The following is a 15,632-nucleotide window of genomic DNA, read 5'->3' as shown; positions in this document are numbered from 1 at the left end:
TGGCCAATGAATGGCTCGACGCATCGTTGCTGGGCGGAGATTGATCTCGCCGCGTTGGAGCGTAACCTGGGGAAAATCCGGGCCGCGCTGCCGTCGCACATCCGCTATGTGGCGGTCGTGAAAGCCGATGCCTACGGCCACGGCATGCCCCAAACCGTGGCGCGCCTCATGCAAAGCGGTGCCGACGCCTTTGCGGTGGCCAACGTTTACGAAGCCGCCGAGCTGCGTGAAATCGGGGCAGGGTGGCCCATCCTCGTGCTCGGCGCTGTGCTGCCCGAAGAGGAGCCTTACTTGCTCGATTACGACCTGGTGGCAACCGTCTCCACAGCGGACGAAATCGAGCGGCTGAACAAGCTTGGCCGCAAGCGCAAGAGCCCGGTCCGGGTCCACCTGAAGGTCGATACCGGCATGGGCCGCTTGGGTATTTGGCACACTGAGGTGCGTTCTGTATTTGATAAAATTGTCGCCGCCAAGCACATTGCGCTCGAAGGCGTGTTTACGCATTTTTCCAGTGCCGACAGCGACCCGGACTACACCGCTCTGCAGCGTAAGCGCTTCCTGCAAGTGCTCGACAAGCTGCCCGAGCTCGCGGGGCAGGACTTGCTCATCCACGCGGATAACAGCGCTGGCCTCGACACACTTTCGCCGGACAGCCCGTTCAACGCCGTGCGCGTAGGGCTGCTGCAGTTTGGCCACGCGCCGTACCGCGGTTCGCTGCTCGACCGGATCAAGCCGGAGCCGGTGCTGAGCTTTCACGCGCGCGTGGGTATCATTAAAGAGCTGCCGTCCGGCGTGCCGATCAGCTATTCGCAGACCCATCGTTTGCGCCGTCGCAGTCGCCTGGCTGTGCTGACTGCGGGCTACGGCGACGGCATTCCGACAACCGCGAGCAACCGCGCCGAGGTGCTGATCCGCGGGCAGCGTTGCCCCGTGCTGGGCCGGGTCACGATGGACCAAACCGTCGTTGATGTGACGGATCTACCTGAGGCCCAGCCCGGCGACATCGCCACGATGATTGGCGCTCAGCAACTGCCCGAGCACCTTTGCGAGCCCGACATCAAGGGGCTGCAGTTTGCCCGCATCACAGTCGAAGAGTTTGCGCATTGGTGCCACAACATCCCGTGGGAAATCTTCTGCTCGATCACTAAACGCGTGCCGCGCATGTATCGCACGTCGCGGGAGCAGTAGCTCTGAGACGGCGCTTAATCCACAATGTTGGTGATTTCCACGGAGACTGGACGATGGTCGCTGGTTTTGCGGCTAATAGTCAGGGGCGCGTTGATCAGCTCGTGAATCTCGTGCTCGATTTTGCCAGCTCCTGGTTTGACTTCGATCGGCAGTCTTCCGTTGACCAAACCTTGAGTGAATAAGATGTGATCTAGCAAAATGTGCGGGTCACGGCTGGGATCTACGAAGTCTTTGAATTTCACGGACCAACGCAGATGGTCGGGATAGTCAAAGAGTGCGTGGTTGAGAAAACGGTCAGCTTCGAAGATGTTTCCCTGCACGTTGGAAATCAGATCAAAGAACAGGAATTCGTTTTCGAAATACTCCTTACCGGGCCCGTCATTCAGATCACCCATGACGAAGATGGCGGGGGCGGTTGTTTGGTCGAACTTTGCATTAATGTATTTGCGAACGTTGGCGGCTTCCGTGGTCAGCTTGATGCGGGCTGTCAAAGCCCTGCGAATAAAATCCTCCTTGCGGGAGCCTCCGGCATTCCAGTCTGAGCTGCCCGAACGCACAAACTTGCTCTTGAGGTGCAAGCCGATGAACTCCGCGCGCACACCATCTATGTCCATGATTAGTACTTGCGGATGACGATAGTGCTGGTGCTGCTTGGCTTCGAATTTTCCCCACAAATGGACCGGCCAGCTAGTCTCTGTAAAGGCGTCCCAAGTCTTGGTGGGAAGCAGACTGCATGCGTCGTGATATTGCCGCTTCACCAAAAACCAAATCCACTGCTTGCCCGATGTGTCGTACTCGCCATCCGGCGCTTTTACCGGCAGCCAATCGCCGCCAAGCAGGTTGTTGCAAACTTCTTCAATGGCCGCTTCGCCTTTCGGACCTTCTAGAATACAATAGACGTCAGCGTCGATTGCACGGATTTCTTCTACGACAGCGTGACGGCGGTCGATCTCGTGATTTTGAAGATTAGGCTTAATCAGCCGATCTAGATGTTCTACATTCCAGCTACATAATTTCATAGCATATAGTTGTTAGTGATGGCCATTAGCGACGTCAAGGCGATTGAGTTTTGTTGCGACATTATAACATGATCCATGTGTATCGCCAGGTTCGCCCACGAACTCATGTCTGAATTTAAACCTTTGTCGCGACGAGCTGCACCGTGGAGCTGAGGCCCTGGTGATGGGAGCCTTCGTTGACCTCGCGCTCGACTTCGCGGCCGATGGTGAAGTCCAACCCGGAGATTTCGCGCTCCAGGTCGCTCAGGCTGACGAGGAAATCTTTCAGCTCAGGTGGAGGGCCACCACGGCCCGGCATGCTGTGTTGCTTGGGTGTGTAGCACTCCAAAATGTAGGCGCCGCCGGGCATGAGCGCATCCGCGATCTGCGCATGCACACGTGCGCGAACAGCCGGCGGAGTGTGGCCGAAAATGCAGATGATGCCATCCCAGCCAGAGCCGAGATCGTGCTCGGATAAATCCGCCTGTAGCGTCTCGATCGTCACGCCGCGTTCGGTGGCCAGCTCGGCTGCGCGTTTCAAACCAACTGACGACTGATCGAGCGCGGTGACTTGATAGCCTTGCTGCGCGAGGAAGACGGCGTTGCGGCCCTGTCCCTCAGCAAGGCACAGCACGCGCCCACGGGCGGGAATGCGCTGGTATTCCGCCCGCAGAAAATCGTTGGGCTCTTTGCCGTAGGTAAACTCCGGTTCGCTAAAGCGTTCGTTCCACATACGAAAATCTTTGCTGGCGTGCAGAAGTTTGGCAAGCCGCACGGGACGATTTAAGCAAACGCCGCGCGTCGGATTAGTCGAAGTCTTTCACGAGCACTTTGCTCGCGCGCTTGGTGGCTTCGTATTTTTCGCGGCGGGCTTTGGGGAGGGTCTTGGGCGTGCTTTCGGCGAAGCCGGCAACCTCCTGGAAAAAGCGCGCGCTCTGGGTGCTCAGCGCGATGATGCGCTTGTAGCCCTGGCGCTCGGCTTCTTGCACGGCGTATTCCGTCAACTTTTTGCCGACGCCTTTGCCCTGATAGAAAGGCTGCACGAGCACGCCTGCCAGCTCCACGGCTTTGGGGCGAGAGCCTTTGAGCGGGAGCAGGCTGCAGCAGCCGATGATGCTCTCGTCGACGACGTAAACAAAGTAGTCTTCGATATGCTGCTCGACCTCTTGGCGCGTCCGGGTCACGACGGCTTCCGTGCGGTTGGCGGCGTTGCGCAGGATCTGGTAAATCGCCTGTGCGTCCTTCTTCCGGGCGGCGCGGATCTGCTGGTAGTCGTTGGCGTGGATCATCGTGCCGAGGCCCACCTTGTCGAATATCTCCGTGAGCAGGCCGCTGAACACTCGACCGTCTAGAATGTGTGCGCGGGGCACGCCAGCCTCAAGCGCCGCGCAGGCTTCGCGGGCCTTGCTGATGAGGCGCGAGTCGACGTCGTCCGGTGATTTCTTGAGCGTCTTTTTCAGCTCGTCGAGGGGAACGTTGACCTTGGTTTCGCCCTTGATCATCAGGCCTGCATGCGGCGTCAGGAAAATCAATTTCGAGGCCTGCAACCCGGTCGCCAGCTCCGTGGCCATGAGGTCGGAATTGACGCGCAGTGGGTCGCCTTCGCGGTCGAAGCAAATGGGGCTGAACACGGGCACGATGTCGCGGTCGAGCAGGTCGCGAATCAGGCTGAAATCTATCTTGTCGACCTTGCCGGTGTGCTGGTGATTCACGCCGCCTAGCACGCCAACTTCGGTGGCGCGGATCGCATTGGTCAGCGCGCACTTGAGGTTGTGGCGGGTCAGTTGACGGACGACGCTTTGGCCGACTTCGGCCGAGGCTTTTTGGGCGAGCTTGAGTGTGGCGTCGTCGGTCGGCGCGCTGCCGTAGGCATCGCTGATTGGGACGTTACGTTCGGTGGCGAGGTTCTTGAGTTGTCGGCCAATGCCATGGACGAGGACGATGCGGATGTGCAGGCTCTTCATCACGGCGAGGTCGGTGATGACGTTGCCGAAGTTGTCGTCGTCGACAACGGAGCCGTCGATGGCCACCACGAAGATTTGCCCACGGAACATCGGGACATACTCAAGGATGCCACGGAGGTCCGAGGGTTTCAGCGAAGTCGTTGGTGCCGGCAAGTCACTCATTGGCAACCATTACTAACGCCTCATCCCGCACCGTAAACGTTAAAAAAATCCGCACTGCCTTCGAGCAATGCGGATTTGAAAAATGTGGAATCGGTAACCCCTAAAGGTATTGGCTCAGCAGTGGGCGGCTTTCCAATGTCTGAATCGCATCCACGACGCGGGCGAGGTCGCCATCGACGAAGCCGGCGAATGGCGCTGCGAGGTGGCGCTGACAAATGCCGCGAACTTCGAGCGCGCCCTTGATGCCTTTGATGATGCTGGAGCCATGTTTGCCAATCGTGAAGAGGCGGCAAGAGATCTCCATGACTTCACGTTGCAGCGCTTCAGCTTCGTTGAGCTGGCCTGCTTGCATGAGTTCGTAAATCTTGACGTAGACCTTCGGGAAGACGTTGGCGCCGCCGTTGATGCCACCATTGCCGCCGGCGAGTACGGATTCGGCCAGCAGCTCTTCCGGGCCGATCAGCAAGGTGAGGTCGCGCTCGCCCATCAGGCGTTTTACTTTCTTGAAGTAAAAGAGATCGCCGGAGCTGTCCTTGAGGCCGAGGCAGTTCGGCAGGCCGAAGCCATACTCGACGACATCCAGAGGAATCGAAACCTTGGTCAGCGCCGGCATGTTGTAGAGGAAGAAGGGCAGCTCGATACTTTCGGCCATTTTCTGGACGAACATCTGTAGCTCCGGCGCGCCTGGAATAAAGTAATACGGAGGCGTGAAGGCCACGGCGTCGGCACCGGCCTTTTTCGCGTGAGCGGCGAGGGCAATGGATTCGGCAAAGGCGCTGTCGCTCACGCTGACAATGACCGGGATGCGGCCGTTGACCTTTGCGGTGACGAAGTCGATGTATTGGCGACGGAGCTCATAGCTGAGGTTGGGGCCTTCGCCCGTTGTTCCAAGAATGAAGAGTCCGTGGACACCGCCAGCAATCACGTGCTCAAGCAAGCGTTCGGTTGCTTCCAGATCGAGTGTTTCGTCGGCTTTAAGCGGGGTGACCAGGGGTGGAATGATGCCGTGTATTTTCATAGGAAAGTCGGGATTATTGAAGTATCTATAGTGTGGCGTGGAGCGTGTGGTCGGAAGCCGGTAGCTTTATCCCCGCCGGTAATTATACTGGATTATTTGGTAGAAGCCGCTGCTTGCATGATCGACTCGTAGGCGCATTGGTCGGCGTAGAGACGATGGAAAACTTGGTACTTGGCGTCGTGGTAAGCTTGGGCGCTTTCGACGGGCGTAATGATTTGGCCCGGGCGCGACATGGCGGCCATCGCCGTTTGCACACTCGGGTAAGCGCCGGCAGCAACTGCGCCGAGCATCGCCGAGCCAAGGATGACGGCTTCGGGCTCATCGGGCAGGATGAGCTTGCACTGCGTGATGTCGGCATGCTGCTGGAGAAAGACCGGATTCTTCGCGCCGCCGCCACAGCAAACCAAGGTGTCGATTTGATAACCGGCGTCGTTCATCGCGTCGATGATGTGGCGCGTGCCGTAGGCAATGGCTTGAACGGTTGCCAGGTAAAGCACGGCAAGGTCGTCAAGAGAGGCGCTCAAGTGAAGGCCCGAGAGCATGCCGACGAGTTTGGGATTCGCGCGCGGTGAGCGGTTGCCATGGAAATACGGGCACACGTGCAAATGCTTGGTGAGTGTGTGCAGTGGCTGATCGCCAGCGAGCTTCGCGAGGCGTTGGTTGAGCACCTCGTAAGGCGTGATGTCGGCTTCCTGTGATGCCTTGATCATGGCTTCCGTGGCGCCGTGGTTGAAGATGATGTGGTCAACGAGCGCACCGGTGGCGGATTGCCCACCTTCGTTTAGCCAGAGCCCGGGAATCATCGCCGAGAAGTAGGGGCCCCACACGCCGGGGATCGGGCGCTTGTCGTTTGAGGCAACCATGTGGCAACTTGACGTGCCACCGATGAGCGCCAAGCGGTTGTCGAGGCTTTCCGGAGTGGCGCCGCCGGCTTGGTCCGGCATGCCGATCATGCCAATGCCGCCCGCATGGGCATCGATAATGGAAACGCCGACTGCGACGCCGGGCAGCAGGCCCAAGTCGCTGGCTGCTTGCTCGGTGAGGCCTTGCCCGACAGCTTCACCCATCGGGCGCACATCAGTTCCGATGCGGGCGTAGCCTTCGTCGGCCAAGTCGCCGAGGCCAATTGCCGTGAAGAAACCATCGTGCCAGCCGCTCTTGCCTGCATCTGCCTCGTGCGCGAGGTAAGTCCACTTGCAGGTGGTGGAGCACAGGGAGCGGGTCAGCGAGCCAGTCGCGCGGAAAGTCAGGTAGTCCGGCAAGTCAAAGAAGTGGGCGGCGCGTTGCCAGCTTTCGGGCAGGTGCTTCTTAAGCCAGAGCAGCTTGGGCGTCTGCATCTCAGGGGATATTTTCCCGCCGACAAATTCATAAACCGGATAGTCGCCTGCCTGATTGATATCGGCGCATTCCTGGAGTGCGCGGTGATCCATCCAGACAATGATGTTTTGCGCGTCGTCGCCATCCGGGCTGACGGTAACCGGCTGGCCTTCGGCGTCGGTTAAAACCAGCGAGCAAGTGGCGTCGAAGCCGAGGCCTTTGATCGACTCAGAGGCAATGCCGCTTTCGCGCAAGACTGCCTGAGTGCAGGTGCAGATGGCTGACCAAATATCATCCGCGGATTGCTCCACAAACTTGGGGCGGGGGCGCCAGCTTTGGATGGCGCGGCTGTGGTTGGCCACGAGCTTACCATGTTGATCAAAAAGGCCGGCGCGGGCACTGCCGGTTCCTACGTCGATTCCGATAAAGTAGTCCATGGTTGCATTCTACTCGAAATGTCGGTTGGTTGATATACTATAATCCGACATTAATGAGTCGAAAAACGACAAAGAGGATCGCGCTTTTACTGGGGCAAGACATCGGCTACAGCCGCCGTGCGCTAGCCGGGGTGTTGAATTATTCGGAATCGCACGCTCTGCCGTGGGTGTTCCACAATGCGCCACCGGATGTGCGTATCCTGCCCGCCTTGGAGCGTTGGCGACCGGATGGCGTGATTGTCCATTTATCGGATCGCAGTTTGGGTCAGCAGTTGACCGCGTTGGGCGCGCCCTTGGTTTCGGTGACGAACACGGTTTCCGGGCTGCGGATCCCAACCGTCGATGTGGACAGCGTAGCGGTTGGCCGCTTGGCGGCAGAGTATTTCCTGGGGCTGGGGCTGCGGTCATTTGCTTACTATGGGAGCCGTAAAGCGCAGTTCTCGCGCGAGCGTGAGCAGGGCTTTCGCGCATGTTTGGAAGAGCGCGGTTATGCGGTGCAAAATTTACACGCTGACTTTCTCCCGCATTCGCCGTTTAGCCAAGACTGGAGTCGTGTGGACCGCCAGACCGAGCGATGGTTGAAGCTGCTGCCCAAGCCGGTGGGGATTCTTGTTTCGAACGATATTCCCGGGCGTGTGCTCTGCGACATTTGTCGCAATGCTGGAATTCGCGTGCCGGAGGAAATTGCGATTCTCGGGGTGGATAATGACGTTTCGGAATGCCGGATGAGCCTGCCTGCGCTCTCCAGTGTGGAGCTGCCTGCGGAGCAGATCGGGCGCGATGCGGCGCAACGGCTACAGGCATTGATCGGCGGTAGTGAGGAATTGCAGATGGCGGTGCGCCACCCGCCCGTGGGGGTCATTGCGCGGAGCTCGACGGATTGTCAGGCGACCGATGATCTACGCGTCAAGCAGGCGATCGATTTCATTGAGCAGCAGGCGGACAAGGGCGCGGGCGTCGAAGCGGTGTGTCAACACATTGGCGTATCACGCCGTTCGCTGGAGCGCGCGTTTCGAGCCGAGTTTCAGACGACGGTCTATGAGCAGATTCAACGGGTGCGGGTGGCGCGCGCTAAGCGTCTGCTCTGGGAAACCGAGTTGAGCATTGGCGCGATTGCCGAGCGTTCGGGGCTCGGCAACCTGCGTCAAATGGACCGCGTCTTTCGCAAATACGAAGGGGAAGCGCCGTCGATGTTTCGCGCGCGCCGTTAAAGCGCGGCTGGGAAACTCACTCGTTGATCGTCGCCTTGATCTTGTAGAAATTGCTGCCGCTGGGAATCGGTATGGTGAATTCCTTGCGCTCGTAATACTCGGGTAGCTCGACGCCGGATTGATCGGCGCTCACTGTTATGGCGGCCGACACATCATCAGTGAATCCCGTGAGTGTGGAAGAGCTTAGCGGCTGGTAGGTTGCGTCGCCTAACGCATCTTTGCGGCCGAGGAAAGACACAGTCAGCGTGTCAGTGGCGGTGTTTATATAGATGTAGCTGGAGTCGAATTCGGCGGGGTGGCCTTGAAAAGCAAATTCGGCGTAGTTGTTTTGCCCATCCTGATCGGGATCACTGGTCACGGTTTGGTCTTCAGGTTCGAAGGCCGGATACTGTGCCAACCAGTTGGCGTAAGCTGGCGGGAGAGATGAAGTCCAAGGAAGGAGAGTGATGACCAAACCGCTAGGTGATTGAGGCGGCCCAGGTGAGTAGGGCATCTGCACGTTGGTGGAAAGGCCGCCCTTATCCGCGTAGGGGAAGCCATAGCTGAGGCCATTGATGCTGACTTCATATTCGCTGAAGTAGGAGAGGTAGTAGTTGGACGCGGAGCCGGGACGATACCAAACGACGGTTGGCGCTGTGCCGGTGGTCACGCTGCCGTCGTCGACAAAAGAGGTCACCGGGTCGGTCTGATCGTTGGCGACAGAACCGATCTTGGCGGGGGTGCTCCAGACGCCGCTCGCATACGTGCTGCGGTAGATATTAAAGCCAGTTGCAGTCATGGAGCCGGTGGCGGCACCGGGCTTGTTGACGGCGGCCCAATTGATAGTGACTGTCTGGTTTGATGCTTCGGCGCTCAGGTCCACATTGAGCACGTTGCTTTGGGAGGTCTCGTTGCTGGAGGTGTCGCCGAGGATGCCGTAGGCTGTGATCCAATAGCGGTATTTTGCTGGCTTTACAGAGCCGCCGCTGGTATTGGAATGCGAGGTGAGCTGCGGTGCATTAGCCCAGTAGTTTGGCTCAATGGTGTTTGTCCACTTGCTTGCGGTCGTGTCGTATTTTGGCGTGAGACCGCGGTTGAAGGCGGAGACAATGTTGTTGTAAACATCCTTGGCGTCGCCGATAGCCAGTAGTTTATCGAGGTCAGCTTGAGTGGTCCCGACCACGCCGACAAAGTTGCCAAAAACGCCGTCGGCACCAAACACCATGGCCGAGGGAGATTCGATGATGGAGAGGCTTAAGCCGGCTGGACTGTTTAGGGCAACTGATGTGTAACTGCCCTGAGCCGTCTTGGAGCCACTGCCCGAATATTTCCAGTTTGTGCCGTCGTTGAGCGTGATAATCGTGTCGGTGGTAATCAGTGACTGCTGGTAGGTCGACAACGTGGTGAAGCTGCCCGATGCAATGATGGGGGGTAGGGGTTGGCTGGCGTCATTGGTGTTGGTGGAGAAGGTGGGCTCAAGCAGGTAGATGATTTTTCCCGAGAATTGCGAGCCCCACTGGCCGGAACCGCCGGTGAGCTTGAGCATGCGGTAGCTCACGCCGTTCATGGTGTAGTCGCCGGTTTGGCCAGTCCATTCCGTGGCGGTGGCTTGGTCGTCGAGCACGAATGTTGCATTACCGCCGGAGGGGGAGTAGTAGTCGAAGAAGTCTTTGATGGCTTGTTCGTAGTATTGATTGAGAGGATCGTAGTGGTAGTTGTTGCTGTAAAGAGTGGCTGCGGTGCCTGTGTGGCTGTTGGGGGAGCTGTCGGTATAGCTGGTTGTGGAGCCCCCGGAGACATCGGCTATCTTAACTGCGCCGCTCATATCGGAGTTGGTGCTGTAATAAACGTGATAACCGGTGGCGTAGGGATAGGAGTTCCAAGTGACCTTGATCGACTTGATGTCGCCTGAGTAATAATTGCCATGCAGCGTGTTGCTCACCGCAGATTCACCGTTCGAAGCGCTGACCGCAGAGATCGCGTAGTAAACGTCGGTCAGCGTGCCAGTGCCGTTGGCTTGAGAAGTAGGCAACGCGCTGAGTGCGACGGGGGGATCTCGCTGGAGCACGCCAATGATGTCTTGCGGCGCGGTGATGCGAATGCCGGTTGCAAAAGGCGCATTGGCATTGTTGGCGCTGCCTTCGAGAAAGTCAGAGATGTTGGCACCGGGATTCGCTTTGTCTAAATTTTTGATGAAGGAGTCGTAGCGGGCAAACAAGGTTGCGCGGTCCTGCTTCATTCCGACGCCGAGTGTGGGGTCTGCCGGTGAGGGAGGGGCACCGCCCGTGGTGGTGGATTGGAAGGGAAAGCCCACTTGGTCGACTTCGGATACGTCGAAGTCCAAGGTGTCGGAGACGAGGCCCCATTCAAAGATGCCAAAGATGTCATTGGGATTCGTGCCGGGGGTGGGGGAGCCAACACTGGCGTCGACGGGAAGCGCAATGGCGGAGCCAACACTCAGTATGGCAACGCCGCTAAGGATGCCTTCGGTAGCAGGATCGGGAATGTCGATTGTTACAGATACGTCGCTGCTGCCGCTAAGGCTGCCGGCATTGGGAAACAAGTTGATCAGGGGCAGGTTACTTCCAGAGCTGATAGGAACCCAACCCAGTGAGCTGTCGGTAGGGTCTATTTGCTGATAAACCGGCCCACCGCTGGTCAACGTATCCGTAAAAGAACCACCGTCAGGAAACGGCGATACGCCCGTAAATGAGGTGGCGGTCGTTCCGGTGTATTGCACCATGATGTTTTGCGTGGGCGTAACGCCACTGGGCGTTTGCAGCATCAGAATGCCGGTACTGGGAAACCCGGTTGTGGAAACGACATCCAACGTTGAGGCCAGCACATTGGTAAGGCTCACAATGTAGCCATTGGCGACTCCGGGGCCATTGGGGTCGGCGAAAGTTACCCCCTTGAATTTCTGCGGGGTGGTGCTGCTGTCAACGCTGGTATAAGTGACTTCTACTTGGACGGCGCCGCTCGAAAGAATTAAGTCGCCACTGGTAGGGAAGCCAGATACCGAAACGACCGGTATTTCAGTCGCTGTTGGGGCAATGCCGGTCGAGCTGTCGATCGTGGTGCTGATCGTGTTGGTTTGAGCGAAATTCGCCGTACCGCTTGATTCCTTCGTGTAGTAAACCCAAGGGCCTTGGCCGCTCGTAGCCGTGCCGACGTTTTGCCCGAATAAACCGAGGTAGACGCCTTTATTGGCCACCTCTACGGGCACCTTGAAGGTGAAAGGGAAAGTGGAGGCGAGGAGTTGCACAGGCAGGCTGAGCGCCACGCAGAAAAGTAGTGGTGAGGCAAATTTCCGGGAGCAGATGAAGGAATTCATGTCGAGTATGGGAAGCTTGAGTGGGGTAATTATTCCAGACTGATCCATTGAACGGGCGCTGTGTGCTACCAGTAATCAGTCAAACGCATTTAAACATAGTGCTCGAAATACGACTCTGGGTCAACGCCATGACCAAAGTGCTCGGCTAAATACGCTAGGTTATTCGATTGGCTGATCTAGCTATGTTGTGGGATTAGTAGGGCATGGCAGGGCAAGCAATAAGCTGGGTATTTCGGACCTAATGCGCGGCGCGCGAGTGGAGCCGCTTGGTGCGTGTGGTTAAGGCAACGTTACTCCGAAACGACCAGTGAAAATCCTGTCCATAGTCATCACTGGCAGGAAATTGAGGAGGGCGTAGGTAAAGGCGCCATGCCCAAGCGTTCGAACTCCGTGGCGCTTTGGCCTTAAAGCCATAGCACTGGAGATAACATGAAATAGCCCGGGCCGATTCGCAAACCAGCTCGGGCTTTTTCAAACTATACCTTGGCAAAGCTGACAGCTTAACCGCCAGTCAGGAGGCGACGCGCCAAGCGGGTGCCACCGACCATTTCAGCCAGGTTCTTTAGCTGCTCGTTTTCGTAGGCCTGGTTAAAGACCGAGATGTCGAGGCTGAGGATTTTGCGGAAGGCGCGGTTGGCCACGACTGGATCGGCTGAGGCGTCCAGCAGCTTTTGCGAGTGTTCCTGGACGATGTCCAGCATGGCGAGTGGGTAGCGGACCGGCAGGCCGATCTTGAAGTGCACTTCGCCAATCTTGATGCGCTTCTTGGCGTAGGTTTCGTCGTAGACGCCGGTGAAGAGGTCGATAAACCAGTCAGCCAGGGCCCGGTCGATGACCTTCACATCGATGCCTTCAAAGTATTCCTTGGTGTTGTCGAATTTGAGCAGACGGGCGTGGAAGTCTTCCGACATCGACAGGGCAATTTTCTCGGCTTCCGGCTTGAGGGCCGCAAGGCTCTGGCACTCTTCGTCCGAGAGTTCCAGGATTTCAATGAGCTCGGCGCACGTTTCGTCCGAGGTGATTTTCCAGGCTGCGCGATCCATGATATTTAGCTCCTTGGTTGGTGGTGAGAGATCAGAGGAGCTCAGCGACTTTTTTAGCAGCGTCGCGGGCTTCGATGTTGATGAGGCCGACGTTGGCACCCTTACGGGAGTTGACGGCGAGCACGGCTTTGTCTCCGGCGGCATACAGGTAAACGCTGCCGCTGGTGCCAGCGACGACGGTTTCGCTGAAGTTGCCGCAGTCGAACGTCATGGCGATGCGACGTCCCAAACCAATGCCGGTCGCGACCATAGCAGCGAGTTTCTCGGCATCCTTTTCGGACGGGAGTGCGTGAGCGATTGGCAAACCATCGGTTGATGCAATGATGCTGCCCTCGGTTTCGGGCAATGCACTGCGTAGGTCTGTGAGGATAGTGCGTAATGTATCGGCTAAGGCCATGGTCTTCGTGTTTTGAGTTTTGATTACTGGTTGTGTGCGGGGCGGATTTTTTTGCTGAACTTGGGACGCTTTTAGTGGCGGGTTTTCCGATGTAGTGGTTGCTTTGTAACTGCGTGAAACTGCTTTGGGCTCGGGTTGTTTGGGGGGCGGCTCAGTGGGAGGCTTTTGCTTGTAGCTACGCGGCTCAGTTGGCGTTGGCTTGGGGGTGGGCGCAGTATGATCGCTTGGATTTAGCGATTCAGTACTCGGTTTATAAATGCGTTTTTGCGGCTCTTGTTTGCGAGTTACTTTACGCGGTTGAGCGGGTGGGGGAGTCGCTATGGATGAGACTTCGTCACCAAGAACGTTTTGCGCGAGTTGAGAAGACTTGGCGCTTTCCTCGACTGGAGATTGTGGTGGGGGAGGGGGAATTGGTTTAGTCACGGATTTCTCATGTACCAGATTTTTTGCTGGTGTCGCGGAGTCCTCCGGCGGAGCTTTGCTGGGTTTTCTTTTGAGTCGTCCAAACATGGTTTCAAAAAAGTTGATTTAGAATTACCAGACTGAGCGTTTACGTGGTTTTGGCAGTGTGCGCGGGCGGGGATATTTAATGGCTTGTTTTACTGGGCTCGGTCGAGTGCTTGGGGCGCCTTTCAATTTCAGGAATCGTACGTTTTTTTTTTCGAAGTCTGCTTCGTTGAGCTGGAACTCGCCGAGCTGGCTGATGAGGCGGTCTACGAAGCCTAAGACGTCGGATTTGCTCAATAGGTGGCCTTTGAAAATGAAGAACACGAGGTATTGCTCCGAGATGTGGCAGACGGCTTCGTCGGTCTGTGAATTGAGGAAAAACGTGATCTGCTCGCCGACATCGAGCAGGCGGTTTTCGAGGAATGCCATGAGCTCGCGAATGAGCTGGTGCACCGCCTTGTCATCGACCGGGTTGTGGGCCAGGTAGGCTGCGGTCCAAGTCGTCTTATCGTAGAGTAGCACTTGTGATGACTGGGCGGAGTCATACACATCTTGCATCAATTGTTCGAGTGGGGTCATGGGTGTCAGTAGGTCAAAATGGGTTCGCGGATATGCTCGACGATATTTCGCGCCAGTACTTGAAGCTCGCTGAGGCCGACTAAATCCTGTCGTAGGGATTCGCCCTCGGACGCCCAAAGGCCAATGCCGGGCAAGCCGCCGTAGTTGAGGTTGGGCAATACCGCCATGCCTTGACATTGCAGGGCAGTGGAGACGCATTGTATTGCCAGTTCCTGACCGCCATGACGATGTGAGCCAACTGCAAGCACGGCGTAATGTACCTTAGTGAACTCTTCGCGGTGAAGCTTTAGTAGCAGACCGCGGTCAAGGAATGCCTTGCATTGTGCGCTCATCGAGCCGAAAAAGACAGGCGTCGAGACAATGACTACTTTGAGCTCGGGGTCTCGGAAATGATCGAGCGCCTCGAGGTAATCATCCTTCTGGCGGCAGATGGGATGACTGAGGCAGGTGCCACAGGCGTCGCAAGGGCCAACATTTTTATTCGAAAGCTTAAATTCTGAAGAGGTCAGGCCATCGTCGATTTCACTGATGTAGTCAAAGAGAATGGAGAGTGCTTGTTCGCTTGATTCTCCTTTCCGGGGGCTCCCGGCTATGCCCAAAATATCCGCCATGAATGTGAGTGTTAAACTGCGTTAAAATTGACTAATACGCCCGGTATGGCTATGCCTGCGGCGCGCAAATCGTCTTTAAGTTGTTCGACTTCGGCGATGAAGGTCTCATATTGCCAGGCTCGGTCAGACAAAACCTGCTCTGCTTTTTCGACGTGGTTTTTGCGCTCCTCGATGATTTGAAGCGCCTGTCGTACTGGCTGACCAAGCACTTCGATAGTCCGTTCCATTAGCTCAAGGCGTTTCTTAAAATTGTCCTGCTGACTTTCCAGTTCCAAGAGTCGGTTTTCAATTTTCTCCCAGTCCTTCTTCGATAACCCACTCGACTCTGCTGCTAGAGCAGTTGTGAGTGGATCGAGGGTTTTCCAGGGTTCTTCAGGCAGATTGCACTCTGACACATGGAGCACGGATACCTGTTTGCCGGCCGTTTTGGCTAATATCGATTCGAGCTCTTTGAGCGTAATGACTGAGTCGTGCAGGTTTACATCCACACATACCCACCAGGCATCTTCGGCCTGGCTGCTCTTGAGCCACTGTCTGAGACTTGTAAGGTGCATTTGGGTCTACATTTAAGCCGTTTATCGGTCCTGTAGGCTTGACATCTGATGTCGTTAAATGAATCGCCAGAACCTTGAGCTACTTAAGGGCCAATGTTCCTATCTTGTGGGTTTTAAAATGTATGTAAAAGAGGGGTATTAATGCTTGATGGCATGCCAATTTAACGGTGTTGTATATAAAATTAATGAGAGCTTTTCAGGGAATGTGTAAGTCTATGGTTGATAGGATTTTCTGTGCTTTTTATTGGTATTAATTCTGCTAATTTCTCTACTGTTGGCCTATTGGCCCCATTGGCTAGTAGTGAAATCCAGTAGATCAAAAATATGCTATAACCATTTTTAGATAGCTGAAAATCGCACCCGTCTTCGTGGGTCCTATACCTCATTTATTCG

13 protein-coding genes are annotated in these 15,632 nt (G+C 56.5%); 2 read left to right on the top strand and 11 right to left on the bottom strand.

From position 1 onward, the window contains the following. Nucleotides 1-6: 6 nt before the first annotated feature. Nucleotides 7-1,188 (top strand): alanine racemase, encoded by a 1,182-nt coding sequence (gene alr, locus RBB62_RS09905; RefSeq protein WP_309398627.1) that lies wholly within the window; start codon nt 7-9, stop codon nt 1,186-1,188. A gap of 14 nt (nt 1,189-1,202) precedes the next feature. On the opposite strand, the gene RBB62_RS09900 is transcribed toward alr, so the two are convergent. The 5 genes from RBB62_RS09900 to RBB62_RS09880 form a co-directional block, all read right to left on the bottom strand. After that, nucleotides 1,203-2,207: a hypothetical protein gene (locus tag RBB62_RS09900; protein ID WP_309398626.1), complete on the bottom strand. Its 1,005-nt coding sequence runs from the start codon at nt 2,205-2,207 to the stop codon at nt 1,203-1,205. 115 nt (nt 2,208-2,322) lie between these two features. Then, nucleotides 2,323-2,919 carry an SAM-dependent methyltransferase gene (locus RBB62_RS09895; RefSeq protein WP_309398625.1) on the bottom strand — a complete coding sequence of 199 codons (597 nt, stop codon included), beginning with the start codon at nt 2,917-2,919 and terminating at the stop codon, nt 2,323-2,325. A 73-nt stretch (nt 2,920-2,992) separates the two neighbouring features. Beyond that, the gene (argA, locus tag RBB62_RS09890; RefSeq protein ID WP_309398622.1) at nt 2,993-4,312 is read right to left on the bottom strand and encodes an amino-acid N-acetyltransferase; all 1,320 of its coding nucleotides are present in this window, start codon (nt 4,310-4,312) and stop codon (nt 2,993-2,995) included. A gap of 100 nt (nt 4,313-4,412) precedes the next feature. Further along, nucleotides 4,413-5,330, bottom strand: coding sequence for a dihydrodipicolinate synthase family protein (locus RBB62_RS09885; protein ID WP_309398621.1), 918 nt, complete (start codon nt 5,328-5,330; stop codon nt 4,413-4,415). A 92-nt stretch (nt 5,331-5,422) separates the two neighbouring features. Then, entirely contained in the window at nt 5,423-7,084 is a 1,662-nt protein-coding gene (locus tag RBB62_RS09880) for an FGGY-family carbohydrate kinase (protein WP_309398619.1), read from the bottom strand. A gap of 53 nt (nt 7,085-7,137) precedes the next feature. Between RBB62_RS09880 and RBB62_RS09875 the strand changes: the two genes are divergently transcribed. Then, complete coding sequence (locus RBB62_RS09875) at nt 7,138-8,295, top strand: XylR family transcriptional regulator (protein ID WP_309398617.1); 1,158 nt, start codon at nt 7,138-7,140, stop codon at nt 8,293-8,295. 16 nt (nt 8,296-8,311) lie between these two features. On the opposite strand, the gene RBB62_RS09870 is transcribed toward RBB62_RS09875, so the two are convergent. The 6 genes from RBB62_RS09870 to RBB62_RS09845 all read right to left on the bottom strand — a co-directional run bounded on the left by RBB62_RS09870 (nt 8,312) and on the right by RBB62_RS09845 (nt 15,239). Beyond that, on the bottom strand, nt 8,312-11,608 hold the full coding sequence (locus RBB62_RS09870) for a hypothetical protein (RefSeq protein ID WP_309398615.1): 3,297 nt from the start codon (nt 11,606-11,608) through the stop codon (nt 8,312-8,314). Between the two features lie 500 nt (nt 11,609-12,108). Further along, a complete protein-coding gene (locus RBB62_RS09865) occupies nt 12,109-12,651 on the bottom strand; it encodes a protoglobin domain-containing protein (protein WP_309398613.1) in 543 nt (180 codons plus the stop codon). A gap of 31 nt (nt 12,652-12,682) precedes the next feature. Then, complete coding sequence (locus RBB62_RS09860) at nt 12,683-13,048, bottom strand: roadblock/LC7 domain-containing protein (protein ID WP_309398612.1); 366 nt, start codon at nt 13,046-13,048, stop codon at nt 12,683-12,685. Nucleotides 13,049-13,582: 534 nt separating this feature from the next. Then, a complete protein-coding gene (locus RBB62_RS09855) occupies nt 13,583-14,074 on the bottom strand; it encodes a hypothetical protein (RefSeq protein WP_309398610.1) in 492 nt (163 codons plus the stop codon). A 5-nt stretch (nt 14,075-14,079) separates the two neighbouring features. Next, complete coding sequence (locus tag RBB62_RS09850; RefSeq protein ID WP_309398608.1) at nt 14,080-14,685, bottom strand: flavodoxin family protein; 606 nt, start codon at nt 14,683-14,685, stop codon at nt 14,080-14,082. Nucleotides 14,686-14,696: 11 nt separating this feature from the next. Beyond that, entirely contained in the window at nt 14,697-15,239 is a 543-nt protein-coding gene (locus RBB62_RS09845) for an ArsA family ATPase (protein ID WP_309398607.1), read from the bottom strand. Between the last annotated feature and the right edge of the window lie 393 nt (nt 15,240-15,632).

Source organism: Cerasicoccus maritimus (genome assembly GCA_031296935.1).
Classification (GTDB): Bacteria; Verrucomicrobiota; Verrucomicrobiia; order Opitutales; family Cerasicoccaceae; genus Cerasicoccus; species Cerasicoccus maritimus.
This window is presented reverse-complemented; position numbering and strand designations above follow the sequence as displayed.